Raw genomic sequence first — 26025 nt, 5'->3', positions numbered from 1 at the left:
GAGCCCAGTCTACGGAGTCTCGGTTTCTGCGCCACCGGTGCGCTCGCCAAGGCCCGTCTTTCGGCCGCCGCTGGTGCGCCGGGTGACGGCTGATGCCCACACCCACGTGGCGCGCCGGATGCCTGCGTCAGTCCACAGCACCTGGACCGCCTTGGCATTCCAGGTGCAGGCTTCGCCCTTGACCCGCTCGGCGGAGCTGGGAAACCGGATCCAGGCCCAGACAGGAATCCCCGGCACCGACGTGGCGGCGGGGTGGTGTTCGAAGTCCAGCTCTTCGGGGGTGAGTTCAATCGGCTCCGCTCGCCGGGCGTAGCGGGCGGCGATCCGGGCTGCCGCATCCTGATCCATACTTAAAAGTAGAACACATATTCGAATAAGGCCTGCTCTGGAGTTCTCCGCTGCGGCGGGCACAATGGGAGCATGTGCGGACGATATGTGATGGCCAAGGCAACATCTGACCTGGTGGCAGCCTTCGCCGCGGAGCAGGCTGTGGGGGAGGACATCGCTCCGTCCTGGAATGTGGCCCCCACCGACAATGTGCGCATCGTCACCGAGCGTTTCCACCGCAGGGGAGAGCACGACGACGACGGCCGGCCTGCCGTGGTCCGCCGGCTGGCCACGGCCAAGTGGGGTCTGGTGCCGGTATGGGCGAAGGATCCGAAAATCGGATCCCGGATGATCAATGCCCGCCGGGAAACGGTGCTGGAAAAGCCGGCGTTCCGCAAAGCCGCCGTGAAGCGCCGGGCGCTGGTGCCGGCCGACGGCTACTACGAATGGGAAAAGTCCGGCAAGACCAAAATCCCCACGTACCTGTATTCGCCGTCCGAGGATCCGCTGGCCTTTGCCGGTCTGTATGAGTTTTGGCCTGATCCTTCCCTGCCCGAAGACCATGAACACAAATGGCTGCTGAGCTTCACCATCATCACCACCGAAGCCAGCGATGCACTGGGCCATATTCATGACCGCACACCGCTGATCGTGCCCCCGGACCTCTACTCGGACTGGCTGGACCCGGAACTGACGGAAACCACGGGTGTGCAGCAGCTGCTGGATGCCATCCCGGAACCGGTGCTGACCCCGCGGGTGGTGTCCAGCCAGGTCAACTCGGTGCGCAACAACGGGCCGGAGCTGATCCTCCCGGCGCAGGAGGCATAGCGGGCGAAAGACGAGTCCATTGAATCTTCCGCCCGCTTGCCCTTCACCAGGCGTAGTCCTCCGGCGCGGTGCGGTGGCCGGGGAAAATGGTGTCGAGCTTGGCGAGCGCCTCGGCGTCGAGCTCCGTGTCCAGCGCCTTGAGTGCGTCGTCGAGCTGTGCCTGAATCCGCGGACCGACAATTGGGGCTGTGACGGCGGGCTGGTGCAGCAGCCAGGCCAGGGCCAGGACGCCGGGGGCAACACCGAGCTCGTCGGCGAAGTCCTCGTACTGGACCAGCGCTTCCCGGTGGGTTTCCAGCGCTTCCTTCGCCCGTCCCTCCGTGCGCCGGCCACCCTCCCCGGTCTTCTTGATCACGCCGCCGAGCAGGCCGCCTTCCAGCGGCGACCACGGCAGCAGTCCCAGACCGTACTGCTGTGCCGCCGGGATCACTTCCAGCTCCACGGCACGGGTGATGAGGTTGTAGATGCTCTGTTCACTGACCAGCCCGGTGAAATTCCGGCGCTGGGCAGCCTCCTGGGCGCGGGCGATGTGCCAGCCGGCAAAGTTTGAACTGCCGTTGTAGATGATCTTGCCCTGCTGCACCGCCACGTCCATGGCCTGCCAGATCTCGTCCCAGGGAGTGTTCCGGTCAATGTGGTGGAACTGGTAGAGGTCAATGTAGTCGGTTTGCAGCCGTTTCAGGCTGGCATCCAGGGCCCTGCGGATATTCAGTGCCGACAGGAACGTGTCATTGGGGCGTTCACTCATGGATCCGTACAGCTTGGTGGCAATGACCGTATCCTCGCGCCTGCCGCCGCCCTTGGCGAACCAGCGGCCCACAATTTCTTCGGTCCAGCCCTTCTTGTCCCAGCCGTAGACGTTGGCGGTATCAAAAAAGTTGATGCCTGCCTCCCGTGCGGAGTCCATGATGGCATGGGCGTCCGCTTCCTCGGTCTTGGGGCCGAAGTTCATGGTGCCCAGGCACAGGCGGGAGACACTGAGGCCGGAACGGCCCAGGTGGGTGTACTGCATGGAGGAATCCTCACGTAGTGGACGGCTGAGCACCGGCCCCGGGCAGCGGGACCGCGGATGCAGGACCCATTCTGCTCGTCCGGACACTCCCGGGCTAGGGGTATCCAACAGTTCCCGCGGGAAATAGGGTGGAGGCCAAACGCAATGAAAGGCACTCAATGACGCATGAACATGTCCCGGGACTGGATCTGAACAACGGAGTCCGCATTCCGCAGCTGGGCTACGGAGTCTTCCAGATTCCCCCGGAGAGCACCCAGGAAGCCGTGGAAAGTGCCCTCGAAGCCGGCTACCGCCACATCGACACGGCAGCCGGTTACAAAAACGAAGCAGCGGTGGGAGCCGCCGTCGCAGCGTCCGGGATTGCCCGCGAGGATCTCTTCATCACCACCAAGCTCCGCAACGGGGACCAGGGCCGGGCACGTGCCGCATTCGAGGACAGCAGGGAAGCGCTGGGCCTGGAGCACGTGGATCTGTACCTGATCCACTGGCCGGTTCCCTCGCAGGGACTGTACCTGCAGGCCTGGCAGGACCTGGAGCAGATCTACGCCGACGGGCTGGCGCGCGCCATCGGCGTGTCCAACTTCCTGCCGGAGCACCTGGATGAACTCACCCAGGCCGCAGACGTCCCGCCCGCCGTCAACCAGATCGAGCTGCACCCCACCTTCCAGCAGCGGGCGCTCGCGGATGCGTCCCGCCGCCACGGCATGGCGGTTGAGGCGTACAGCCCGCTGGGGCAGAGCCAGGATCTGACGACCAGCACTGTAATTGATATTGCGCGGCGCCACGATGCAACACCGGCCCAGGTGGTGCTGGCCTGGCATCTGGCCTCCGGGAACATCGCCATCCCCAAAACGGCCACTCCGGAGCGGATGCGGGAAAACCTCGCCGCCGTGAGCCTGGAGCTCGCTCCCCGCGACATGGAACAGATCAACGAGCTCGACGCCGGCTCAAGGATCGGCGCGGACCCCGCCACGGCCGCCTTCAGCCAGTACTGACTCAGGCACCCCGGAGCCGCCGCTGATGTAGCCTGAGACACAAACCTGAACCTCAAGGAGGGCACATCTGTGGCCGAGTCGTATTACCGCGCCCTGGGCGAGGAAACCTTTGAATCCACCATCCATACGCAGGGCGCCTGGAATGAGCACGAGCAGCACATGGCACCCGTGGCGGGCCTGCTCGCCCATGCGCTGGAAACGTGCAGTCCGCGTCCGGACATGCGCGTGGCACGGATCAGCTACGACATACTCGGCGTCATCCCACGCGGCACCTTCGACGTGCGGACCAAGGTCCTGCGCCCGGGGCGCACCATTGAACTGCTGGAAGCGGAACTGATTGCCGGCGGTCGGGCGGCGGTGCGGGCCACCGCCTGGCGTCTGGCCCTGGGATCCACCGGCGAAGTGGCAGCCCTGGAGGACGCTTCCATGCCCGGGCCGGACGGCCTTGAAGAAGCCCGCGGAATGACCGAGTGGCCGGGGGAATTCATCGGATCACTGGACTTCCGCGCCGTGCCGGGCCTGCGCCCGGGCCGGGGCCAGGTGTGGATCCGCACGCCCCACTCCATGCTGGAGGGGGAAACGACGTCGGACCTGGCGCGCATGGTGGGCCTGGTGGACACCGCCAACGGCATCGCGGCCCGGGTACCGCCGGGCGGGGACAGCTACATGTTCCCCAACGTCGACCTGCAGATCCACCTTCACCGGACGCCCCGGGGGGAGTGGCTGGGGCTGGACACCCGGGTCACGTTTGGAACCGATGGCATCGGGCTGACCTCCTCCGTGCTGCACGATGAGCAGGGGCCGTTCGGCCGCAGTGAGCAGATCCTGACCGTGCGCCGGCTCGGCGGGCAGGCCTAGGAACCGTGTCCGCTGACGCCTTCCTCCCCGCCGGCGGAGCCGCTGCTGCAGAGCCGCTCACCGTGGTGCGACAGGAACAGAGCCTGGGTGCGGCGGAGGATCTGGACTTCGCACTCGGGATGCTGGACGCAGCCAAGCGGGGGGAACTGGGGCCGACGCTCCGCCTCTACCGTCCCCGCCCCACCGTGGCGCTGGGCCAGCGCGACGCCCGCCTTCCGGGGTTTGACGACGCTGTGCGGGCCTGCCGTGCGCAGGGATTTGAGCCGCTGGTGCGCAAGGCCGGAGGGCGTGCAGCGGCCTACCATCAGGGCTGCCTGGTAGTGGACCACGTGGAGCCCGGGACCAATGCAGTGGCAGGCTCCCGGGCACGGTTTGCCGCCTTCGGTGACATGTATGCCTCGGTGCTGCAGCGGGCAGGTGCCGATGCCGCAGTGGGTGAGATTCCCGGAGAATACTGCCCGGGCGAGTTCACTGTCCACGGCACCACCGCCGGCGGTCGGAAAATCAAGCTCGTCGGCACGGCGCAGCGTGTGGTCTCCGGTGCCTGGCTCTTTTCCTCGGTGTTTGTGGTGCAGGATGCCGCGCCCCTGCGGCGGGTACTGGACGAGTGTTACGCGGCACTGGGCCTGGACTGGAACCCGGACACGGCCGGCGCCGCGGAGGACACCGGCACCGTTGACCTGGAAGGTGTCGAAGCGGCCCTGATCGAGGCATATGCTGCCCGCACTTCGCTGGGCTTTGGCGATTTCGACACGTTGGCACGGTCCCTGCACCCCGCCGCCGCGGTGTCCGGCGCCACTGCAAGCCAGCGATCCCTGCTGTGATCAGTAAGCTGGGTGATGGATCTGCACGTGAGAAACGAAGGAGAGACGTTGGCAAAGAACAGCATTGAAAATACGGCACTGAGGCTTAGGGCAGTTTTGGAGGTCCTGGCAGCGGAAGATCCCTCCGCCGAGCGCCGGATCAGCAGGGGAGAAGTCCTCTCTGCCGCCGTGACCCGGGTGCCCTTGACCGGAAGCGAGGCGGAACTGCTGGCCAGCGGGGCGGCACGCGGAGAACGTGCCCTGTCCAACGCCAGCAGCAAACTGGTCAAAGCAGGCTGGATCACCAAGGAAGGCCGGGCCGGCTGGAGCATCACCGCCTCCGGCCGCCAGGCACTTCAGGATTTCCCGGACACCGCCGATCTGCTGGCTGCCATGAACGGCAAGGCTCCGGCCGCCGCACCGCCCGCAGCGTCCGCTGACGTGGAGGAAGTCATTGAAGGAGCGCTGCAGGAAGCTGCGGCAGTTCCCGGAATTCCACCGGAACACCACGGTGCCCACGAGGGCGCCGAATTGCCCGAACCCTCCTTTCCGCAGCCGGACGCCGTCGTTATTGCCGGCAACATGGGCAGCGCCCTGGGCCGGGCGGACTGGGACCCCGCCGGTCTGCAGCTCACTTTTGACCGCAGTGACGAGCTCTGGAAGCTCACTGCGGACCTGCCCGCAGGCCACTACGAATACAAAGTGGCGCTGGACGGATCCTGGGACGAAAACTACGGACAGCACGGACACCGGGACGGCGCCAACATGAACATGGTGCACGACGGCGGCCCGCTGACGTTCCTGTACGACCATGCAACGCACACGGTGGTCACCAAACCGGATGTCAGCGCCTAATCAGGTACCAGCCTGATCGGGTACTAACCGTCCGCCGGTTCCGGCGAGAGCCCGTGCCGGTTCAGGAACCCCAGCACGGCTTCGGCCAGAATCTGCCACCCGTGGTCGATCACCAGGGAATGGCCGCTGCCTTCCAGTTCCGCGTACTCGGTGACTGACGCCGAGGAACGGTAGCGGCGCGCAGCTGCCCGGACCACAGAGGCCGGAACCACGCGGTCACGGCCTGCACCCACCAGCAGCAGCGGACCCCTGGCCGCGGCGGTGTCCACCCGGACCGCCGTGCGCGGATTAAGGTTCGCCGCCGCGGCCTGGAACAGCGGCCGTCCCGGTGCCGGCATCACACAGGTGGCGTGCAGGTCATAGGATTCGCGTTCGGAAACGGCATTGGCGAAGTTCCGGCGGAAACGCTGCGGGGTTTGGCGGACGATTGTGTGGACGTTCCGCGGGTTCCGCAGCACAGGCAACAGTGACGCCAGCTGGACAGGCGGCAACCGCAGGACACCCCGGAACTGAACGGGAGCAACCGCAACTGCCCCTGCTGCCAGCCCGCGGGCCAAAAGCTGCTGGGCCAGCAGCCCGCCAAAGGAGTGGCCCACCAGTACCGGAGGGCGGGGCAGCCTCCTGATGAGTCCCTCATAATGGCTCAGGGCTTCGGCCACTCCGGTTCCGGCCATCGGTTCCGGAAAGGCATTGGCGGCAGGAAGGCTATCGGGTTCGCCCGGCCAGCCCGGAGCCCATGGCGCATAACCGTGCTCCTGAAAGAGCTCCAGCCAGGGGTCCCAGCTGGTGGAGTGGAGCCACAATCCGTGGATGAACACCACGGGAGTGCGGTCCTCGAACTCCGGGGCGTCCGAATCCAGGGCAGCGAAGGGAATGGGCGGGCTCCCCACTGGGGTCATGGTCAGGGCTCCTCGCATCGGCGGTAATCCGGTCCGCAGGCTGGGTGGTAACTGGTAAGTCTGCCATTGCCGGGTTTCCCGGCGGTAGGTGTCAGGGAACGATTCTCCGGACCGGATCGATGAGAAAGCCCGCTGGCTCGCGGACCCACCACACCCCGTCGGCCCGGCGTTCCGCAGCCGTGGAAAAACGGTAGCGGTACACCCGCGCGCGCACCCACCGGGGAGGTGTGCCGGCAAAGGGATCGGTGCGCAGCAGGGCGAGGGTGCGGCGGTCGCCGTCGAGCAGTTTCTGCAGCAGCACGGGAAACCAGGAACCGCCGGAAGCGCCCAGCGCCAAAAACCACATCAGCCAGTCCAGCCGCAGATGGTACGGAGCGAACTGGTGGGGCATCCTGCCCGGATCACCGGGCTTCCCCTTGAATTCGTACTCCCGCCACTGGGCATCGGGACCCGGCTCGTCCAGTGTCCCCTCGATGACCACCTCGTTGCGGGACCGGGTGATGCTGCCGAACGCGCCGTACGCGTTGGACAGGTGCCAGCGGTTGAAACTGGCGTTCATCAGCTGGTTTTTGCTGAACAAATTTCGCAGCGGCTCCCACGCCCAATTGAGCATCAGCAACGTCACAGCCAGTACGACGACGGCGAACCAGACAGGGGTGGCCTCAGCGGGCGGGGTGCTGAAGGCGGCTCCGGTCAGCAGCGCCTGGAGGTTCGAATCTGCGACTGCGCTGAAGGCGAGCAGGACGGTGAGCACGTGCAGCCAGGCGAAGTTGCCGGAAAGGATGAGCCACAGCTGGGTGATGATGACGATGAGCGCCGCAACTCCGGCCACCGGCTGCGGAAAGAACAGGAAAAGGGGCACCACCAGCTGCGCGAAGTGGTTGCCGAGCACTTCGGCCTTGTGCAGCGGTTTGGGCAGGTGGTGGAACCACCAGCTGGCCGGATTGGGCATCGGCTGGGTCTCGTGGTGGTAATACAGTGCGGTCAGATCCCGCCACACCCGGTCCCCGCGCATCTTGATCAGTCCGGCGCCGAATTCCAGCCGGAACACCAGCCAGCGGAAGAGGAAAAGGATCGTGACAGGGGGAGCCGCCTCATTGGAACCCAGGAAGGCGGCCAGGAAGCCGGCCTCAAGCAGCAGCGATTCCCAGCCGAAGCCGTAAAACGTCTGGCCGATGCTCACGATGGACAGGTACAGCCCGAACAGCAGCAGGAAGGCCAGCATCGGCAGCCACGGCGGTCCGCTCTGCGGCAGCCCGGCCACCAGCAGGGCTGCAACCGCGGCGCCGGTCCAGGCCACCGCCCGCAGGAACCGGTCCGAATAATGCCAGCGGAACAGGGTGGGAATGCCGCGTCCGGCGGTCCGGGCCAGATACCGCGGTGCCGGCAGCAGTCCGTGTTCACCCAGCAGCGCCGGGAACTGGTTGGCGGCGGAGATGAAGGCGATCAGGTAAACGGCGGCGATGCCGCGCTGGAGCACCTGGCGTGCAAACTCGTATCCTTCGGCGTTGAGAAGATCCATGGCACGTCAGTCGTTGCGCTCAGAGGGCGGCGTTCGTTGGACGATGCGGTACACCGTGCTGCGGGCGACCTTGAAGAGTTCGGCAATCTCGGTGGTGGTGTGTTGTCCCGTGTTATACAGGGAGACCACGTGTGCTTCCTGCGCTTTGGAGAGTTTGGGCTGCTTGCCGCGAAGCCGGCCCTTTGCCTTGGCGATCTGCATGCCTTCCCGGGTTCGGGCCCGTATAAGGTCGGATTCGAACTCGGCAACCATGGCCAGGACGTTGAACAGCAGCCGGCCGACAGGGTCCGACGGATCATGGATGGATCCGCCGATACTCAGCTTCACATTCTTTTTCGTGAGTTCTTCGAGGATGTCCCGGGCATCGGGCAGGGAACGGGCGAGGCGGTCCAGCTTGGTGATGACAAAGGTGTCCCCGTCACGGACCGCAGCCAGGGCCTGACGCAGTCCTGGCCGGTCACGGTTGGTGCCGGTCAGCCCGTGGTCGGTATAGATCAGGTCCTCGGGGACACCGAGAGCTGCGAGCTGGTTCTGCTGAACAGTGAGGTCCTGCTCGCTGGTGGAGACGCGGGCATAACCGACAGTGTGGGCGCTCATGGATCCGAATGTAGCGGTTGCGCTACCTTCACCGGGCATACGAGTGGGCGGGGTATACGCGAATTAGCAGGTCAAACAGGTATATGGACCTTCCGGGACAGGTAAGTTAGGTGGATGCGCCCTGGTGGGGGACCGGCTTACGGGCAGACGCTGAGGAAGGTCAATCCTTCAATGGAGCCATGGAAAACCTAGCGGGTTCAGAGATGCGCGCTTGGAAACAGTTTCGAAATCGTGGAGTAACGGCGTGAGCGGCATGTTCGCGGGTTGCACTGAGATTTTTGCCATGACAGGGACGGGCTCGGTGCTGACAAACTGGCACTCGGTAATTAGTCCGAGAATGGGGTCCGTATAGCTGGGCATCCTGGTGAAACTCCTGCTGGGGAGTATGTACACCACTCCAGCTTTCAGAGGAGCCTGGCCGTTCTCATTGGCCGCGAATGAGACAAAAATACGCCGCTCGGATGGGTCCCCGGCACCTGCGCCCGGGTAGAAGCAGGCATTCAAGAAGCCTCGGCAGGACCTTGAGCGGACGGCGTATGCGATAGCCCAGGTTGGGTCTTCGGTCGCATAGACGGCTGTCGTTTTTGAGAACTCGTCGAGGCTGTAGTCGAGGGGCGCCCGAGGCTCGAGAAGTGAAAGGTTTGGTGTCTGTGATCCATGCAGCAGAACGTCATTCGTTGCGACTAGTTGCGCAAGCTGAGTCCAAGTCGTGTCTCCGCTGGTTGGGGCTGGCACGTGCCATGAGGTGTCCACGACGCGAACGTTAGCAGGAAGCCGCCCGGTCATATTAGGGGGTGTATGCGCTGGGAGGAAGGCAACAAACTGTTGGTGGCTCAGGTGGTAGCGGCGGCGACCCGCTGAGGGATCGCTTTTCGGAACAGTGTTCTTACGAGCTCGGGCCGGCTCCTGCTGTGGAGGATGTGGTGTCGAGGATGCTCAGGGCACGGTATATCGTGCTGTTAATTGGCACTGCAACGCCGTGCACCGCCGCGATCCGGACGACTGCGCCGTTCTGTTCCTCAAGTTCTGAGGGACGCCCCGCGATGAGATCGCGTTGCATCGACGCCGTGCTGTCGGGTGTGAATGCGTCGTAGTGGCCCATGGTGATGTCCACGTCATCACTGGTGAGGTTCGCGCCGGCAGCGGTCCCGACGTCGGCGACTTCCCGCATGGCATCTTCGACCAGCGCGCGCGTGTGTGGATGGGAGCGGGTTTCACCGACGTTCCGGCGGCAGAGCGCGCCGATGCCTCCATAGGCGGTGATGAGCATGAACTTCCGCCACAGATCCGTGGTGATATCTCTCGAAATCCGAGCCGCGATACCGGCGGACGTTAATGCATCAGCGAGCTCCCGGGTGCGGGCGGAAGGTGAGCCGTCAAGTTCGCCAAGGGTGACGGCTGGTTGCCCTCCGACATGGTGCACATGCCCTGGCTCAGCCAAGTACGAGATGATCATGCATAGACCGCCGATGGCATGCCCGGGACCGGCAGCGGCAGTGATTTGGCTGGCTGCCGTGACCCCGTTCTGTAAGGGCAGAACCGGCGTGTCTGAGCCCAGAAGGGGAAAGGCCGTCGACATGACTTCTGCCACGGAACCTGCTTTACAGGCGATGATGACGGCATCGCACTGCCCAATGACGGCGGCGTCCGTGTTCACACCCGCAACTGGAATGCGCTCGTCCCGCCCATCACCGGTGGTGAGACGGATTCCGTTGTCCCTTATTGGTTCCAAGTGCCGGGGTGTGACGAGGAGATGGACGTCATGACCGGCCTGGGACAGGGCGGCGGCGAAGTATGCGCCGACGCCTCCTGCTCCGATAATCCCAATTTTCATGGCTGCGTCCTTCCGGTTGGCGACAGCTGGAGTCACCATATAGTTCCACAAGAGCAGGGGGATCATTCACAAGTACCGTCTCGGATGCTTTCAATTCATTTGCTCAGTTCGGCGATTCCCTGAGCTCCGGCAGGGGAATGGCGCGGTTCCTCAGCAATCAAATGTCAGTGGCTTATCAGTCGTCTACCGTTCTCTCAGCGCACAAGAACTCTGCGCCCTAGTTCCGGGATCGTGCCCTGATCCCATGACATAGCCCGTAGGCCGATCCCTCAATGCCATACCGGAGCCCACGGGCCTCCGGCTCGGCACTTGTGACATGCAGGTTTGACCCGTCGCGGCCCACGTACGGAGACCAGCAGACGCAATGATCAGCCTGCTGCTCGTCGCAGGCCCAGCTCGGCTATGAACTCTTCAGCACGAGCCAGATTGAGGGCGAGCTTGTCCCGCTTGCGTTTGGCCTCCGCTATGAACGCATCGAGCTTGTCCCGCTCGTCAGGGTGCTCTCCCGACGTGGCCAGATTATCGACAATGCGCAGCAGTTCCGCCATCTCCTCCAAAGTAAAGCCCAGCGGCTTCATAGACCGGATTACCAGAAGGCGTTCCAGGTCGGACTGAGTGTACAAACGGAACCCTCCTTCCGTGCGCGTCGTCGCCGGCAGCAGCCCCACCTCGTCGTAATGGCGGATCGTCCGCAGCGACAGACCGGTTGCTTCAGCCAATTCGCCAATGTGCATGGTCCTTGCTTTCCCGGAATGCGTCTCAAGTTCAGTCACGTTCCAATCCTTCCACTGCCCGGCGGATTTAGACTCTACCCTTACGTTAGGTTAGAGTTGCCTCGTCTTGACGAAGCGATCGCTCCAAGGCCTCAGCGCGGCGCCGCGCTTCCCCGGATTTTTATGACAACCGAAGGCCCATGCTTGCCTTCCTGACCTGTGAACGGAGCCTCTTGGCTACTGCAACAGCCGGCCACGCGCCGACCCGGACCCCCGAAGAACGGCAGTCCGTGCTGCTCACCCTGAAAAACCCTCGCCTGCTCAAGACCGAGGTCCTGGCCGGCCTGGTCGTGGCGCTGGCCCTGATCCCCGAAGCCATTGCCTTCTCCATCATCGCCGGCGTGGACCCGCGGATCGGCCTGTTCGCCTCCTTCACCATGGCCGTGTCCATCGCTTTCCTAGGCGGACGCCCCGCAATGATCTCCGCTGCTACCGGAGCCATCGCCCTGGTCATCGCACCCCTGGTGAAAAGCCACGGCATCGATTACTTCATCGCCGCCGTCATCCTCGCCGGGATCTTCCAGATCATTCTGGGCGTGCTCGGAGTGGCGAAGCTGATGCGATTCATCCCGCGGTCGGTCATGGTGGGCTTCGTCAACGCCCTGGGGATCCTGATTTTCACGTCCCAGGTTCCCGAACTGCTCGGTGTTCCCTGGCTCGTCTACCCACTGACCGCACTTGGCCTGCTGATCGTCTTCGGACTGCCAAAACTCACCAACGCAGTGCCGGCACCGCTGGTGGCCATCGTTGTACTGACCCTCATTACCGTGTTCGCCTCGGTGGCCGTCCCCACGGTGGGGGACAAGGGGGAACTCCCCGAATCGCTTCCCTCCTTGTTCTTCCCCGATGTACCCCTGACCCTGGAGACGCTGGGCATCATCTTCCCCTTCGCGCTGGCCATGGCCTTCGTCGGGCTGCTCGAATCGCTGATGACCGCCAAACTGGTTGATGACGTCACCGACACCCGTTCCAACAAAACCCGCGAATCCTGGGGCCAGGGAACAGCGAACATCATCACCGGGTTCTTCGGCGGCATGGGCGGCTGCGCCATGATCGGCCAGACGATGATCAACGTGAAGGCATCCGGCGCCCGTACCCGGATCTCCACTTTCCTCGCCGGCCTGTTCCTGCTGATTCTCGTCGTCGCGCTCGGCGACGTCGTGGCCCTGATCCCGATGGCCGCCCTGGTGGCCGTGATGATCTTCGTATCCATCGCCACGTTCGACTGGCACAGCATCCGCCCGTCCACCCTGAAGATGATGCCCAAGAGCGAAACCATCGTCATGCTGGCCACAGTCGTGGTTACTGTCGCCACCCACAACCTTGCTATTGGTGTGGGGGTCGGCGTGCTCACTGCAATGGTGCTCTTCGCCAACCGGGTGGCTCACTTCGTGAGCGTTGACCGCACGATCGAGAACCGGGACGGGAAGGAAATCGCTACCTACACGGTGACCGGCGAACTGTTCTTCGCGTCCTCCAACGACCTGTACACGCAGTTCGAGTACGCCCACGACCCGGAAAGAATCGTCGTCGACATGCACGCCTCACATCTCTGGGACGCCTCGACCATCGCAGCGCTGGACGCCATCACGGAGAAATACCGTCGACAGGGCAAGCACGTGGAGATCACCGGGCTGAACGATGCCAGCGTGCTTATGCGCACCCGCATGGCCGGAAAGCTCGGCGGCGGTCACTAGAACCGGGGGCGCTGCAGGACAGTGGATGCCACAATCCTGAAGCAGCACGGAGCTCATCACGCTCGGGTGCGCGGCCGGGGCCTGCTCGCCCGGTTAAGACACGGTTCCTGCCAGAGTGCTGTAATGCCGGTTCCGCACGAACAGGATGACCGCTCCAACGGCTGCGGAGATCAGTGAGCCGACGATGACCCCCACCTTCATATGGTTGGAGGCACTGCTGGCAGGATCGTAGGAGAGCTCTCCAACCAGAAGAGACACCGTGAACCCGATTCCGGCAACAAAGGCCAGCCCGATAATATCGATCCACTTCAGCGAGGCATCAATGCTGATACCCGGCAGCCGAGTAAGAAGGAAGGTGGCGCCGGCAATACCGATAGCTTTTCCAAGAACAAGGCCACCGATAATTCCAAGCGCGATGCTGTTCTGCAGGGACTCCGCCAGTCCACTGAAACCTCCGACCGTAACCCCGGCTGAGAAGAAGGCAAATACCGGTACCGCAACCGCGGTTGAAAACACTGCCCACCGGTCAGCGAAGTGGGCGGCCAGGCCCTCTACAAGTGGTTCACCCTTGGCATCCGTTCCAACCTGTACCTGGGCCGGGCCTTTTGCGATCACCGGGACCATGAAACCGAGCAGCACGCCGGCGACCGTTGCGTGTATCCCTGAGGCATGGACCAGGGCCCAGACGGCTATCCCCAGGGGAATGAGTATCCACCAGCGGCGCACACCTCGCTGAACAAGGACGGCGAACAGGGCCAGGGGAAGGAGCGCCAGGAGCAGGGGCAGAATCTGGATGCCTGCGGTGTAGAAGACGGCGATAATTGTGATCGCAAGCAGGTCATCGACGACGGCCAGTGTCAGCAGGAACGTCCGCAGGGCAGGAGGAAGACTCCGGCCCACGACAGCTATAACCGCCACTGCAAAGGCGATGTCCGTTGCCGCCGGGATGGCCCACCCGTCCAGGGCACCAGGTCCTGCGCGCAGATTAATCAGAGCAAAGATAAGAGCCGGGACGATGACACCGCCCAGGGCTGCGGCGATCGGCACGACAGCGCTGCGGGGATCCCTGAGTTTGCCGGCTACAAACTCTTCCTTGAGTTCAAGTCCCACAACGAAGAAGAACACTGCCAGCAGGCCGTCCGCGGCCCAGGCGCCAATGCTCAGGTTCAGGTGCAGGGATTCCGGGCCGAAGGAGAACTCCCGGACTGAGTTATAGATGTCCGCCAGAGGGGAGTTAGCGAGGATCAGGGCGATGATCGTTGCAGCCAGCAGGAGCGCACCGCCGGTGGTGTCTTTGCTCAGGGTCTGATGCACACCCCGCCAGATGGAGTGTGGTTGCTGGTTTGGAGTCAGGGCAGGAGTGGAATGTGGCATGAGAAATCAGGTTCTTCCGCTGAAAGGGACCGGGCCGGGCAGGAGGCATCCACACCTTCCATTGAGAGAAGAGCGAACGCAGGTCAGGGACGTGGCGGCGGGCAGCCGGCAGTTTCCCCGTGCGCGTTGGTGCCCCAGGAACTCATCCATCCGTTGGTCCCGCTGGCCCGCTTGGTCAGAAGCAACCGATTCGGGTACGCCGCCAGCACACGTGCAAGGGCACGCGGCATCAGGAGGCGGAAGGTAGTCATAGACTCACACTACCCAGCGGACACGGCGCACAACCACCCGGCGTGGTCGCATGTAATTGTGAGGGCCCCATTCATAGAGCTGTGTGAGTGCAACGATCCGGTGCGCGTCGTCAGTTGCAGGGGAGGATGGCTTGGTTGGTGGAGCCCTATGGCCGGCTTCTGGTCGCACAAGCCGATCCTTCACCACAACGCTACCGACCCATCATGAGCACGTTGACGAGTTGCTAACTTCGCTATCGAGCCCACGCACCAGAGCGTTACGCAGCCGACTGACCGCGTGCGCCGATGCCGCGGTGCCGACATCTTGGAACGACCCCATCCCGCCTTGGTACAAGGTGAGAGCATATCGCGTTGCCTCAAGCAGAACGCCTGGGTCCGCGATATCGATAAATTGCTCGTCGAGCCAGTCGGCAACTTCTATTCGTTGCTTGTCCTGCTCTGCCCGGGCCACAGCACGTAGCTCCGCTGCTGCGGCGATTATTTCGTCTCGGATGACTTCCACGCTGTGCTGCTGTCTACGGCCCATTCACAAATCCTATGTAGTTGTCATCCACTTACGCACAGCAACGGATCCTCCTGCGCGGGACTCCTCAGCCACTCCCTGTCATGAGAATCTCGACCATGTCAGTCACAACGATAAATGGCTCGATTGTTGCAGCGACATATGGCACTGTGACCATGGAGCACAGACGATGGGAATCCAGTCACTCTCGCTGACCTACGCTCCATCGGGCAGCAGGAAAAAGATGCAGTACTGAGCGCCGACGTGGTCGTCATCCTGCTTCCAGGCGGGAAGAGTACGCATGTTGAGCTTGGTATAGCGATCGTTCAAGGTAAGAGGACGATCCTGCATGCGTCGAATGACGACATGAACAACCTCGAGACCACCAGCACGTTCTAGCACCTGCCTGAATTGGAGAAGTGCTACGGACCTCTCGAAGATCTCGTCGATATGATCGGCGGCTTGCAAGTGCCTGACCACCTCTGACTCAGTTTGTACCGCAGGGAGGGATCCGCATACGTGGGACGGAGGATCAGGAGTAGGCTGCACCCGAAAAGAATTCATGCGTACCGGACCAGCGAAGGACTCTGTGAACCAGGCACATTATTCGATACACCCGGCCACCCTTCGGGAGATATGTAACGATGACGAGGCAGCGGAAAGGAAAATTGCGCAGCTCGAATCAGTAGGTGAATCCGGCGACGCCGAGCGTATTAGCTGGTTAAGGATTGCGGGCCGATTGGTAGAGGCCGAAGCACTGGGATGGTCGACGCTAATCACGCGTGAAGGCGCAACTGGAGCACATCAGGTGATGCAACCACTTCCTTTCGGAGCTGTAGCCGCTTCCCTGCGCCTCGCACACGTCCTGCACTGGATGGAGCGCTACAGCGAGGCAGAAGTCTTATTTCTAGCAGCCCTTACCTCTGCAGAGACAGAGGCAAACAAGAACAAGGCATCGAATGCGGCTCTGACCATGGTCGCTTTCGCACAGCAGCACATTGGCAAGATGTACTTCGATCAGGGCCGTTTTATTGATGCCCTAGCTTGTTTCCACAAAGCACTGGCGATCAGACAGGAACTTAAGAGCCCAATGGACCAGATTGAGTCCACTCTTCAAGCACTTGAAACTACCAAAGCGCTCATGTCCTGATCGAGCTCATCTCAATAGACGGCCGTTTTGCAGAGGCGCCCCAGCTGTAGCAGCGGTAGTTGACTAGCAGCAGCCTTCCCATGCATCGCTACAAACGGTCCCTCACCGCGTCCTACTCGGCCTCTGTGCGTTGGCAACTGTCCCCAGGAACCAGGGGAGGCTGATCAGCAAGCCGATGAGTCCAACTCCGAATATGGACCACAGGGAAGGATGGAAGTTGTCGACCAGATCATTCTCATCTGCAACAACACCCGCGTTCCAAAGGGCAATCCCACCACTGATCATGAGCGTGATACTCACCGGTAGAAAGAGAAATGAGACCGCTACCGGTTTCCTGATCATGCTTGCCCCCAGAGTCGATGTAGATGCAGATGCAGCTCATCATGTCAGCCGTTCCGTGTGAAGGCTCACTCGCCCACAATCTGGTGGATCATCGGATGCTGCGTCGGTCCGCAGAGGGATCGGCTTAAAGGTAGTCCGATCAAGACCGGAAAGGCCGGCATTAGGATGCCCGCTTGGGGCTAGTATTTGGTCATGTCAGACCCCGCCCGTCGAGTCATCCGCCTGTTTCCTGACTACGGGCACCGGTGGCCACTTTGGGAGAACAACGTTCCCGGCCACCCGAGCAAATACAGAATGGAGCCGGCAGACTTCGGGCTGTCAGAAACCCTAACTGACCGACTTCGCGCCTGGTATGACGTTTGGGATGCCGAGAGCATTTATGAAAACGGTTGGAGTTCACGCGCCAAGGAACGGGCTTGGAAGGCTGAGGGTGCCAGTATCGCCGAGCAACTTCGATCAGAGGTCAAAGCCTTCGCTGACGTGGAATACGACGAGTAGCGGCCCCGACACCAGATGTTCCCGTAGAACGATCCTCTTCGCTACGACGCTGCTGGCCCATCATGAGCACGTTGATTAGTCGCAAGATCCGCTATCGAGTCCACGCACCAGGGCGCTACACAGCAGGCTGACCGCGTGTGCCGATGCCCGAGTGCCGAGATTCTGGAGCGATCGCATCCCGCTTTGGTACACGCACGTTCAAGCGCCGCGACTGCGCGACAGTGCCGCCGGATCTAGTGTCATATAGTCCAGGTGAGGACCGTGTCGCCTATTATCTGTGGAGCAATTTGTGAAGCTGTTTATCTCATATGCTTGGACGTCCAACGCCCATCGGGAGTGGGTGAATCTTCTCGCTGTGCATCTCAAGGCCGTGGGCTACGAAGTCCTTATCGACGCGGACGTTAACTACTCGGATAGCCTCAACGGCTTCATGCGACTTGCCACAGACTCAGACCGCGTCCTTCTGGTTGTTGACGAGAACTACGTGGAGCGTGCCGATAATAGTCCTACGTCTGGGGTAGGAGTCGAGACACGCTGGCTGTCGTCTGTCTTCGCCGCGAAGCCGCAGGGATGGCTTGGCATTCTCTTCAAGGGGAATCCGAAGACGACGCTTCCCAAATGGCTCGCCGAGGAGAAACCCCGCGGTTTCGATTTCAACGCCGATCCCGCTCAGGGTTGGTTCCCCGGCAGCGCGCAAGTGGAGGAGCTCTGGCGGTGGATTGAGGGACTTCCTGGCCGCCGCGATAGCGAGACCACCGTCGCCATGCTCCGGGCTCGCGCGCGCAGACTTGAAAAGATCGATACGCTGCGCAATCCGGGCAACTGGTATAGTCCTGCACCGACCGGGGAGATCCTCTTCGACTACGAATGGGCACCCGGGGAAACCTACGTGCTCGGTCATGGAGAGTACTGCTTCGGGTTCATGGCGTCCGAGCGGAGTGGGGACGTTGTCGCCGTCTATTCGGACCCGGTGAAAGCAGTCGGGATAAGTCGTGGTGGACGACCCTTCAGTGGCGCCGCCGAGGACTACTTGATCCCTGGCCGGGTAGTCGACGCTAGACCGGGAGACGCCGTGCTTCTTCTGAGTGAGCACGGCGCATTGTGTTGGATTGACCTTCTCGATGTGACCCCAACCGAGGACGGCGATCAGTACCGGCGTCCTTCGGTCAAGTTCCGGTACGAGATCCTGCTCGCGAGCTGATCCGACGGGCTGATGCTTAGCCGAACACTGGATTAGCTGGAGACGGCGACGCATGCACCTACCTCCTCACCCAGAGCAGGGGTACTTCCTCGAGTAGCCGCCAATCCGTGAGCGGGACATCTATCATTCCAGTCCTCGCTGAGTGGCGCTGTAAAGGATCCCTTAGCAAGGTGGGGCAGCAAGGCTTTACATGGCACTTTTCGCCGGGTTGCGACCGGTGTCGCGGCTTGAGGCGGTGTTAGCCCGGCGACCAATGAGGAACCAGAGAAGCGAACCGATCACGGGGAAGGCAAGCACCACGAGTACCCAGAGCGCCTGTGCAGGGCCGGTGAGATGGTGGGAGCGCGCAATACCGATGACAGCCGCTACGAAGAGGAGCAATGCAAGCACGCCAAGCCCGAGAACGGTGAACTCCCACTGAGTGGGCACGATCGGATTTGCACCTTCGGCTGCTGTCCATACCAGCACTACAGTCCCCCTTTGTTTGGGCCCGCGAGATACGGACGCCATCTCCAACCTAGCGCTGATCTCGAGTTTCCCAGGGGACGGCTTGCGGACACTAGCAGAACCGTCGCCTGTAGACCCGGTGTAGTTATGGTGAACTATGAATTCAATGGAACTCATCTGGTTCATCGTAGGATTCGCCGCTTTGCCAGTCGGCGTTCTAGTCGTCGGGCTCCTCGTTCTCTGGAGGGAACCCGATATGCGAGCTTGGGTGCGATACATGTGGATGGTGGGTCTTGCCGTCATCGCGTGGGTCGTCCTGGTGACAGCTCAGGGTAGGCTTGACGCGCCTTCGAGCGCGGAGTCCGCGAATCTAGAAATTCTCTATTCCTTATCGCTAGTTCTAAGTCTGCCTGCGATCGTCCTTGTTGGGAGCTTCTGGGCTTTGATCGGGCGCGCAGCCACCTTAGAACGGGAGACACGGGCGCATCTTCATGGAGATCCACCTTAGTTATCCCACCCAGGACACTTTCTGAGCGGAAGTCAGTAAATGTCGCGGGTAAGGATCGGCTAACGGAGAACTTGCTCGAGATAACGTCGAGGCTTTAACCTCGACCGATGCAGCCCGTTGAATACCGAGTTATAGCAGTGCGCCAAGGAAGTGTCCGCCCAGGCGGCTCCTGGCTCTATGTTTGGGTTGATGCCGCTGATGGAACGGTTGCATACGTTGGGGCCACCGGTTTCGACCCTGAGCTCCGGGCACACCTACACCTGATGAGCGACAACCCTGATCACGGACGAGTGCGGGCGTCGGTCCCTCACTATCAAGAGCGAGACTTTGACGTCCTCGCGTTTGGTCTTCCCGATAATGTGGAGCGCCCCGACGTGAAGTCGGCTCTGGTCGAGCAACTTGCCGCGCTTAGTCGCGGTGCCACAGAGAGTGGGGAAGCCGACAAGTTCCCAGACATCATAGGCCCCATAATCGAGGCGCTCGAGAACTATCGCAGCCAGCTGCATCTACCGTCCCGGTAGCGCATCCTCACCGAACCTGCTGTACTCGCCGCCGAAGCGGTCGTCGCCGAGTCCGGCGCCGACGATCAGGCGTCCCTTGCTCAAGTGATCGAGGCTGATTGTCTGGCGCACAAGTGCAGCTGGTCTGTATCTGGGCAGCGGCACGACCATAGGACCGATGCGGATGCTGTCGGTCGACCGAGCGATTGCCGCGAGCGTCACCCAAGCGTCACCGACCCTCCGGCCGGCGTCCTGCCAGCGAATGTGGTCCCAGACGAAGAACCCGTCCCACGACGCAGCCTCGGCACGAGCAGCCAAGTCCGCCACGATTCCAGGGTCAGCGAGATCGTCGAAAAGCGGCATCCAGATCGCCTCGCTCATCGTTCGGCGGCGCGCAGGTGACCGATCACGGGCGGCGTGAAGTCCCAGGTGTCCGCGGTGAGCAAGGTGTGCCCAGCTCCGGGCAGCACCACGAGCGAAGCACCCGGGATAGCGTGCGCGACTGCCTCGCCATGAGCGAGGGGGAAGAGGGAGTCCAGCTCGCCATGCACCACGAGAGTTGGGTGCGCGATCGCGGTCATGTCACCGCCTTCAGGGCTGACAAACCGCATCCCAGGGGGATTGGAGATCGTCGCAGCGATGTCGACGGCTCGGTCGACGTCACTGACGAGGAACTTGCGGATTCGATCCTCGTCGAATCGAGGAGAGAGGCCGTCGCAGGCGCGAGTGTCCTCGAGAAGGTACTCGATGGCGGCAGACCGTGAAGCCACTCCATCCGGCAGCTCCGGACCACGACCGATCGCCGGCGGAAGGTCGGCCGCACCGGTGGACGCTCCCATGAGGGTCAGCGATCGCACACGCTCGGGATGGTCGAGAGCCAGGATCGTCGCGATCCCCGAGCCCAATGAGTGCCCGACCACGTGCACGGAATCCAACCTGAGCGAGTCGCAGATGCCGAGCGCATCGGCGGCAAGATTCGCGGTCGAGTAACCAGGGCGCCCAACCGGAAAGCTCGTCGATACGCCAGTGTCGCGCTGATCGAAGCGGATCACGAAGAAGCCGGCCGCGGCGATCGCCTCGCAGACGGCGACAGGCCACCACAGCATCGACGCCGACATCCCGGCGATCAGCAGCACGGGCGGATCTCGCGGATCGCCAGACGTCTCGACGCACAGATCGATGTCGCCGACGGACAGGAGGGCACTGCTTGAGGTCGTCACAGAGGCTACAGTACGAGTCAGCGACGCTTCGCAAAAGCGATGTTCTATGACCATGATCATCGCTGGAACCGATTGTAAAGGAGGGGCACATGCTGAGCACCTCGGGGCTCCGAGCGTTGGCGGCGTTCGTCGATCACGGCACCTTCGGCGGGGCAGCAGACGTACTGGGTTACGCGCAGTCGACGATCAGCCAACAGATTCGCACGCTCGAGCGCGACGCGGGAGGACTGCTCTTCGACCGCAACGCCGGGCCCTCGCGATCACGACTGACCTCGCTCGGACGAGTAATGGAGCACCACGCCCGTCGCGTCCTCCACGAGCTCGATACGGCAGAACAGGCAGTGATCGATCACCGCGAGGGCACAGGGCGATTGACGATCGGAACGTTCCAAGCAGTCACGACCATGCTCCTGCCCGCACTCGTCCGCTCCCTCACCGAGGAGAGCCCCCATGCGACCATCACCATCGTCGAGTCGGAAGGGCCCCGCCCCGATCTCACCTCCACCGACCTGTGCTTCTTCGACTCTCCACCCCAACGGCCTGACCACGGGCGGCGTATCGTCGCTGACGAGCACCTGCTGCTCGCTCCCCTGGGAACCTTCCCCGCCGGCACGATCGAGCTCGACCGGCTCAGGGGACGACGCATGGTCGCCCTGCCCCCCATCTGCGACCAGGCTCGAGTGGAGCGCGCCCTGGCCGACGCGGACATCGCAACCGAGATCGTGTTCAGAACTGCCGACAACCACGCACTCACCGCCATGGTCGAGGCAGGAGCGGGGTGTGCGATCCTCCCAGCACTATCAATCTCCCCATCCGCTGGGATCACCATCCACCGCCTACAACCCTCGATCCCCGACCGTCAGATCTGGGCACAGTGGAGCGGCTCGTTCTCGCCACTGGCCGAACGCGCATTGAGCCACGCAACTGCCGCCCGCACGAGGCTCCTCGCCGAGGCTGCAGACCGCGTGGCAACCAGGTGAAGTCTCGCCGCTACGTGCACCAGTGGACTCCAGCGCGCCTCATCCCCGGCCCTACGCTCTAACCGCATGGTGCGTTGATCGGTTGAGACCACCATCGTTTATGGGCCGCGCCCCCGTCGACGGCCAGGCGAGTGTCCAGATGAGGATCGCCTCATGCGTCAGGCGCCTTCAAATCACCGTTGTGCTGAACGAGACCCCGAGGATCCGGTCGTTGTCTGCGGCTTCACACGGGCGTGCGGTCCGTAGCATTACGCTCGAGGGACTAATCGCTTATGAATCGTGGGGTAGCTATGCGTGTAGATGGATTCGGTTTCTTCATCGTCCTCTTCATCATGTGGGTCGTGGTGCCGGCGGTCGTTGGTTTTATCCTGTACCTGATCGTCCGCCTCGGGGTGAAGCACGGGCTGCGGTCTTACGATTCCGACAAGAACCAGAGCACGCCTCCTGCCACGTAGGTATTTCGAATACAAAGCCGTGCACCCCCACGGTTGCGCCTCTCGATGCACCCTTCATCGCGCGAGGGATTCAATACAAGCTGACGAAGCTGCGACTGGTGTTCCAGGTTCGCGACGCACGCTTTGGGTTTCGCCCTGAGGGATGTGGATATGACACCTGGGGAGCCAGCTTGGCGCATATGGGTGTTCTCACCGCACGTGGTCAGCGGCGGCAGGGACATGCTGCCACGGCCGTTTCGATTGCCCTGGTTCATGCCATGGAATTGGGCCTCGTCCCGCAGTGGCGTGCCAGGACGGACAATACCGCTTCCATCCGCACGGCCCTCCGCGCGGGATTCACGCATGCTGGAACCCAAACGACTGTGCTCCTAAACGCCTAGACTCCGGATGACCGCTTATGGATCGGCTAACGTACCGTCTATTTGCCTGCCCGCTCCGGGGGTTGCAGGAGGTAGTCTGAGCCACTATGACAGGGGTCGATCGCAAAGTTACTTACGTCCGGTTCGAGAATGTTGCCCCGGACGAAATCTGGGGTGAGATCGCGGATCTCTTCGTCTCGAGCTTCGCGGCGCCTCCTTACAACGAATCACCAAGCGACCTGCAAAGCATCACTCAATGGGGGCCCGACCAACTTGCTAGTCCTGGTGGGCGACTCGTCGTGGCGAGCCACGACAAGCAAGTGGTCGGCTTTGCGCTATCTCAAAGGCTTGACCAAGACATCTCCTGGCAGCGACGACTAGACGCAATGCTTCCAGCGCGAGACGCGGCAATCATGCCATCGAGGACCGTCATCGTCCAGGAACTAGCTGTCAACGAAAGCTTTCGAGGTTGCGGGATAGCCAAACAGTGCATCCGCGAACTTCTCTCGAGTCGAACCGAACACGCTGCCGTCTTAGGCGTTTTTGGGCAAGCCCCCCAACTGCGAGAGATGTATAGACGATGGGGTTTTTTGGAGCTTGGAGCCTCTCCCATCTATGGCGGGACCGTGACCCTGCATGCCTTGCACCAAAGACTTCCCTGGATGGCTTAGCCTTCCCTGCGCGAAGGGAATGAGCGCACAAGGGACCTTGTGCCACCGTCAGCCTGCTGCCATGGGTGCTGCGCTAAGTACGCCCTGCGCAACACCGGTCCGCACGGAGGGATCCTCATTCGACCCAAGACGCCGAGGGGCAGCTCTTCATTACCGATCAAGATCGAGCTGTTTGGTGAACATCAGGGTCGTGTTGTCGTCCAGAGCCACGGTTCGACCGGCTGAGACCGGCTGGTTTGCATACATCACGCCGCGCCCGTCCGGCAGGTAGCCGCGGCGTACATAGATTCGCTGGGCCGCTCCGTAGTCCGCATACAGCCCGACGCCGAGGCCGACCGTGGGCGAGCGTCGCGCCGCTATGCGCTCGAGATAATCCAGTAAGTTCGTCGCGACCCCTAACCTGCGGTACCGCTGGAGCACGTTGAGATCGGAGACCTCTGGTATGCACTGCTCGGTAAACGGTGGATACTTCGAACCGTTCTTCATCGGAATTACCCGGAGCGGCGAGTGGAAGTCTTGCGACGGCCCGGATACCGACTGGGAGAAAGGCAATGGCAAGGCTGTTGTATTGTCCCCGGATCGAAGTCACCGGGGACTGCTTGTTTTGGACCAGGGGAAGTACGAGTCCATTGATGTGGACGTGGTGTTTCCCGTCCTGCACGGCAGGCAGGGTGAGGACGGCGCGATGCAGGGTTTGCTGGAACTCACCGGCATCCCTTATGTGGGATGTGACGTCCTACGCCGTGGCCGGAAGTGCAGGGATTGCCACGCCCGGTTTCTGGGTTGTCCTACCGCAAAGCAGCATTGATCCGGACCGGTTTACCTACCCCGTCTTTGTGAAGCCGGCCCGTTCGGGCTCCTCCTTCGGAGTCAGCAAGGTGTCGGATAAGGAAGAACTGCTCAGCGCTGTGGAAACAGCGCGGCAGTATGACTCGAAGGTCCTCATCGAAGAGTCCGTCGTCGGCAGCGAAGTGGGATGTGCCATCCTGGGTGGCAAAATGGACTTGACGGCCGGCGAGGTGGATCGGATTGCCCTGTCCCACGGGTTCTTCAGGATCCACCAAGAAACTGAGCCTGAACGCGGTTCGGACAATTCAAAGGCTATTGTTCCCGCAGACATCACGCCGGAATCCCGTGCACTGGTCCAGGCGACCGCAAAGGCCGTATACCGAGCGCTGGGATGCACCGGGCTGGCACGCGTGGACCTGTTCCTTAAGGAGGACGGAAGCGTGGTTCTCAACGAGGTCAACACCTTGCCGGGGATGACCTCATTCAGTCGCTATCCGCGAATGATGGCGGCGGCAGGACCGCCGCTGACCGAAGTCATTGACCGGGTCATTTCGTCGGCCTTGGCAGGGGAAAAACGATGAAGGGTGACTTCGTTTTCGTTGATGAGTGTGTTCCAGGAGTCCGCTGGGATGCCAAATACGCCACATCGGACAACTTCACCGGCAAACCGGTGGAGGGATATCTGGCCAACCGGATTGTCGGGACCAGGGCTTTGTGCTCAGCGCTGGAAAGCGTGCGGCAACGGGCTGCATCCCGCGGTTTCGGGTTGCTGCTGTGGGACGGCTACCGCCCGCAGCGCGCCGTGGATTCGTTCCTGCACTGGGCGAAACAACCAGAGGACGGCGCAACTAAACGCCGCCACTATCCAAATATTTCCCGAGCGGAAATGTTCGAAAGAGGATACGTAGCCTCCAAGTCCGGCCACAGCCGGGGCAGCACCGTCGATTTGACCCTGTATGACCTGGTTACCGGTGACCTCGTTCCCATGGGCGGCGGCCACGACTTGATGGATGAAATTTCGCATCACGGAGCGCCCGGCATCACCCGGGCCGAGACCGGCAACCGCCACACGCTGCGTTCGCTCATGGAGGCCTGCGGTTTCAGTTCCTACGATTCTGAGTGGTGGCATTACACCCTGAAGAACGAACCCTATCCGGACACTTATTTCGATTTTCCCGTTACGGATCCGCTTCCATCAGACGCCGCAACGGCCAGGGACCTTGTCTTCCAGAATGCATAGGGAACGTTCCGCCAAAGAAAAGGGATTGTCGATGAGTGTTTCGATAGTAGTGGCCGGCGGCCATTCCGCCGGCCACATTGAGCCCGCGCTGTCCGTCGCCGACGCGCTGCGCCGGCTCGAGCCGGATGCAGTGATCACCGCCCTGGGCACAGTCCGAGGCCTGGACACCCGGCTGATCCCGGGACGTGGATACCCGCTTGAGTTGATTCCGCCCGTGCCCCTGCCGCGGCAGATCAACAGTGAGCTGCTCAGGGTGCCGGTCCGGCTGTGAACAGCGGTCCGTGCGGCGGAGAAAGTGCTCGCCGAAGTGCAGGCCGACGTTGTCGTCGGTTTTGGCGGCTACGTTGCGCTGCCTGCCTACCTGGCCGCCCGGAAACAGAAGGTGAGGATTGTGGTGCACGAAGCCAATGCCCGTCCGGGAATCACGAACAGGGTCGGTGCGCGGCTCACGGCCAACGTGCTTACCGCATCGGCCGGAGTCGGCCTCGCACACGGCGTGCCGGTCGGCATTCCGCTCCGACCGGAAATTGCCCACCTC

The 26025-nt window shown here is 62.3% G+C and carries 27 protein-coding genes and 2 pseudogenes; 15 read left to right on the top strand and 14 right to left on the bottom strand.

The window, feature by feature from the left end; all coding sequences use genetic code 11:
• Window positions 1-9 precede the first annotated feature (9 nt).
• Window positions 10-348 (bottom strand): hypothetical protein, encoded by a 339-nt coding sequence (locus tag KG104_RS11285; protein ID WP_104053951.1) that lies wholly within the window; start codon window positions 346-348, stop codon window positions 10-12.
• A 72-nt stretch (window positions 349-420) separates the two neighbouring features.
• Between KG104_RS11285 and KG104_RS11280 the strand changes: the two genes are divergently transcribed.
• Window positions 421-1155 carry an SOS response-associated peptidase gene (locus KG104_RS11280; RefSeq protein WP_104161280.1) on the top strand — a complete coding sequence of 245 codons (735 nt, stop codon included), beginning with the start codon at window positions 421-423 and terminating at the stop codon, window positions 1153-1155.
• A 43-nt stretch (window positions 1156-1198) separates the two neighbouring features.
• Here KG104_RS11280 and KG104_RS11275 read toward each other — a convergent pair whose 3' ends face one another.
• Window positions 1199-2167, bottom strand: a complete 969-nt coding sequence (locus KG104_RS11275; RefSeq protein ID WP_104161279.1) for an aldo/keto reductase — start codon at window positions 2165-2167, stop codon at window positions 1199-1201.
• A 158-nt stretch (window positions 2168-2325) separates the two neighbouring features.
• Here KG104_RS11275 and KG104_RS11270 point away from each other — a divergent pair, with 158 nt between their 5' ends.
• From KG104_RS11270 to KG104_RS11255, 4 genes are all read left to right on the top strand, one after another.
• A complete protein-coding gene (locus KG104_RS11270) occupies window positions 2326-3162 on the top strand; it encodes an aldo/keto reductase (RefSeq protein ID WP_104053954.1) in 837 nt (278 codons plus the stop codon).
• A gap of 69 nt (window positions 3163-3231) precedes the next feature.
• On the top strand, window positions 3232-4020 hold the full coding sequence (locus tag KG104_RS11265) for a thioesterase family protein (protein WP_207347064.1): 789 nt from the start codon (window positions 3232-3234) through the stop codon (window positions 4018-4020).
• A 5-nt stretch (window positions 4021-4025) separates the two neighbouring features.
• Complete coding sequence (locus KG104_RS11260; RefSeq protein ID WP_237688586.1) at window positions 4026-4844, top strand: lipoate--protein ligase family protein; 819 nt, start codon at window positions 4026-4028, stop codon at window positions 4842-4844.
• 48 nt (window positions 4845-4892) lie between these two features.
• The gene (locus tag KG104_RS11255) at window positions 4893-5678 is read left to right on the top strand and encodes a pullulanase X25 domain-containing protein (protein WP_237686893.1); all 786 of its coding nucleotides are present in this window, start codon (window positions 4893-4895) and stop codon (window positions 5676-5678) included.
• Between the two features lie 23 nt (window positions 5679-5701).
• On the opposite strand, the gene KG104_RS11250 is transcribed toward KG104_RS11255, so the two are convergent.
• From KG104_RS11250 to KG104_RS11230, 5 genes are all read right to left on the bottom strand, one after another.
• Window positions 5702-6577 carry an alpha/beta hydrolase gene (locus tag KG104_RS11250; protein WP_207347062.1) on the bottom strand — a complete coding sequence of 292 codons (876 nt, stop codon included), beginning with the start codon at window positions 6575-6577 and terminating at the stop codon, window positions 5702-5704.
• Between the two features lie 91 nt (window positions 6578-6668).
• Window positions 6669-8099 carry a lipase maturation factor family protein gene (locus KG104_RS11245; RefSeq protein WP_207347061.1) on the bottom strand — a complete coding sequence of 477 codons (1431 nt, stop codon included), beginning with the start codon at window positions 8097-8099 and terminating at the stop codon, window positions 6669-6671.
• Between the two features lie 6 nt (window positions 8100-8105).
• Window positions 8106-8696, bottom strand: a complete 591-nt coding sequence (locus tag KG104_RS11240) for a recombinase family protein (RefSeq protein ID WP_207347060.1) — start codon at window positions 8694-8696, stop codon at window positions 8106-8108.
• An 886-nt stretch (window positions 8697-9582) separates the two neighbouring features.
• Entirely contained in the window at window positions 9583-10530 is a 948-nt protein-coding gene (locus KG104_RS11235) for a 2-dehydropantoate 2-reductase (protein WP_207347059.1), read from the bottom strand.
• Window positions 10531-10898: 368 nt separating this feature from the next.
• Window positions 10899-11264 (bottom strand): MerR family transcriptional regulator, encoded by a 366-nt coding sequence (locus tag KG104_RS11230; protein WP_207347196.1) that lies wholly within the window; start codon window positions 11262-11264, stop codon window positions 10899-10901.
• A 212-nt stretch (window positions 11265-11476) separates the two neighbouring features.
• Here KG104_RS11230 and KG104_RS11225 point away from each other — a divergent pair, with 212 nt between their 5' ends.
• Window positions 11477-13000 (top strand): SulP family inorganic anion transporter, encoded by a 1524-nt coding sequence (locus KG104_RS11225; protein ID WP_237686892.1) that lies wholly within the window; start codon window positions 11477-11479, stop codon window positions 12998-13000.
• A gap of 93 nt (window positions 13001-13093) precedes the next feature.
• Here the strand turns inward: KG104_RS11225 and nhaA are convergent, their stop codons facing one another.
• The 3 genes from nhaA to KG104_RS11210 form a co-directional block, all read right to left on the bottom strand.
• A complete protein-coding gene (gene nhaA, locus KG104_RS11220; RefSeq protein WP_207347057.1) occupies window positions 13094-14374 on the bottom strand; it encodes a Na+/H+ antiporter NhaA in 1281 nt (426 codons plus the stop codon).
• A gap of 83 nt (window positions 14375-14457) precedes the next feature.
• Window positions 14458-14625 carry a hypothetical protein gene (locus tag KG104_RS11215; protein WP_207347056.1) on the bottom strand — a complete coding sequence of 56 codons (168 nt, stop codon included), beginning with the start codon at window positions 14623-14625 and terminating at the stop codon, window positions 14458-14460.
• 718 nt (window positions 14626-15343) lie between these two features.
• Window positions 15344-15595 (bottom strand): hypothetical protein, encoded by a 252-nt coding sequence (locus KG104_RS11210; protein ID WP_207347055.1) that lies wholly within the window; start codon window positions 15593-15595, stop codon window positions 15344-15346.
• Window positions 15596-15716: 121 nt separating this feature from the next.
• On the opposite strand from KG104_RS11210, the gene KG104_RS11205 reads away from it, so the two are divergent.
• The 3 genes from KG104_RS11205 (at window position 15717) to KG104_RS11195 (ending at window position 18318) form a co-directional block, all read left to right on the top strand.
• Window positions 15717-16277 (top strand): tetratricopeptide repeat protein, encoded by a 561-nt coding sequence (locus KG104_RS11205; RefSeq protein WP_207347054.1) that lies wholly within the window; start codon window positions 15717-15719, stop codon window positions 16275-16277.
• Window positions 16278-16811: 534 nt separating this feature from the next.
• Window positions 16812-17117: a hypothetical protein gene (locus KG104_RS11200; protein ID WP_207347053.1), complete on the top strand. Its 306-nt coding sequence runs from the start codon at window positions 16812-16814 to the stop codon at window positions 17115-17117.
• Between the two features lie 289 nt (window positions 17118-17406).
• Window positions 17407-18318: a toll/interleukin-1 receptor domain-containing protein gene (locus tag KG104_RS11195; protein WP_207347052.1), complete on the top strand. Its 912-nt coding sequence runs from the start codon at window positions 17407-17409 to the stop codon at window positions 18316-18318.
• Between the two features lie 186 nt (window positions 18319-18504).
• Here KG104_RS11195 and KG104_RS11190 read toward each other — a convergent pair whose 3' ends face one another.
• The 3 genes from KG104_RS11190 to KG104_RS11180 form a co-directional block, all read right to left on the bottom strand.
• The gene (locus KG104_RS11190) at window positions 18505-18786 is read right to left on the bottom strand and encodes a PLD nuclease N-terminal domain-containing protein (RefSeq protein ID WP_207347051.1); all 282 of its coding nucleotides are present in this window, start codon (window positions 18784-18786) and stop codon (window positions 18505-18507) included.
• A 993-nt stretch (window positions 18787-19779) separates the two neighbouring features.
• Window positions 19780-20154 carry an LLM class flavin-dependent oxidoreductase gene (locus KG104_RS11185; RefSeq protein WP_207347050.1) on the bottom strand — a complete coding sequence of 125 codons (375 nt, stop codon included), beginning with the start codon at window positions 20152-20154 and terminating at the stop codon, window positions 19780-19782.
• On the bottom strand, window positions 20151-20993 hold the full coding sequence (locus tag KG104_RS11180; protein ID WP_207347049.1) for an alpha/beta hydrolase: 843 nt from the start codon (window positions 20991-20993) through the stop codon (window positions 20151-20153). The genes KG104_RS11185 and KG104_RS11180 overlap by 4 nt, the downstream gene beginning before the upstream one ends.
• Before the next feature lie 89 nt (window positions 20994-21082).
• Here KG104_RS11180 and KG104_RS11175 point away from each other — a divergent pair, with 89 nt between their 5' ends.
• From KG104_RS11175 to KG104_RS18315, 3 genes are all read left to right on the top strand, one after another.
• A complete protein-coding gene (locus KG104_RS11175; RefSeq protein ID WP_207347048.1) occupies window positions 21083-21973 on the top strand; it encodes a LysR family transcriptional regulator in 891 nt (296 codons plus the stop codon).
• A gap of 290 nt (window positions 21974-22263) precedes the next feature.
• Window positions 22264-22428 carry a hypothetical protein gene (locus tag KG104_RS11170; protein ID WP_181034562.1) on the top strand — a complete coding sequence of 55 codons (165 nt, stop codon included), beginning with the start codon at window positions 22264-22266 and terminating at the stop codon, window positions 22426-22428.
• A 466-nt stretch (window positions 22429-22894) separates the two neighbouring features.
• Entirely contained in the window at window positions 22895-23458 is a 564-nt protein-coding gene (locus tag KG104_RS18315; RefSeq protein ID WP_207347047.1) for a GNAT family N-acetyltransferase, read from the top strand.
• A 150-nt stretch (window positions 23459-23608) separates the two neighbouring features.
• On the opposite strand, the gene KG104_RS11160 is transcribed toward KG104_RS18315, so the two are convergent.
• Entirely contained in the window at window positions 23609-23944 is a 336-nt protein-coding gene (locus KG104_RS11160; RefSeq protein WP_181032332.1) for a GNAT family N-acetyltransferase, read from the bottom strand.
• Here KG104_RS11160 and KG104_RS11150 point away from each other — a divergent pair.
• The 3 genes and pseudogenes from KG104_RS11150 to KG104_RS18110 all read left to right on the top strand — a co-directional run.
• Window positions 23928-24828: pseudogene (locus KG104_RS11150) on the top strand (ATP-grasp domain-containing protein); the annotation flags it as partial. The gene KG104_RS11160 and the pseudogene KG104_RS11150 overlap by 17 nt on opposite strands.
• Complete coding sequence (gene vanX, locus KG104_RS11145; protein ID WP_104161262.1) at window positions 24825-25487, top strand: D-Ala-D-Ala dipeptidase VanX; 663 nt, start codon at window positions 24825-24827, stop codon at window positions 25485-25487. The pseudogene KG104_RS11150 and the gene vanX, both read left to right, overlap by 4 nt.
• Window positions 25480-25938, top strand: a pseudogene (locus KG104_RS18110) (UDP-N-acetylglucosamine--N-acetylmuramyl-(pentapeptide) pyrophosphoryl-undecaprenol N-acetylglucosamine transferase); the annotation flags it as partial. The gene vanX and the pseudogene KG104_RS18110, both read left to right, overlap by 8 nt.
• Between the last annotated feature and the right edge of the window lie 87 nt (window positions 25939-26025).

It is taken from the genome of Arthrobacter sunyaminii, assembly GCF_018866305.1.
GTDB classification, from domain to species: domain Bacteria; phylum Actinomycetota; class Actinomycetes; order Actinomycetales; family Micrococcaceae; genus Arthrobacter_B; species Arthrobacter_B sunyaminii.
The sequence above is the reverse complement of the archived record's forward strand: the minus strand, read 5'-3'. Positions and strand labels throughout refer to the sequence as shown.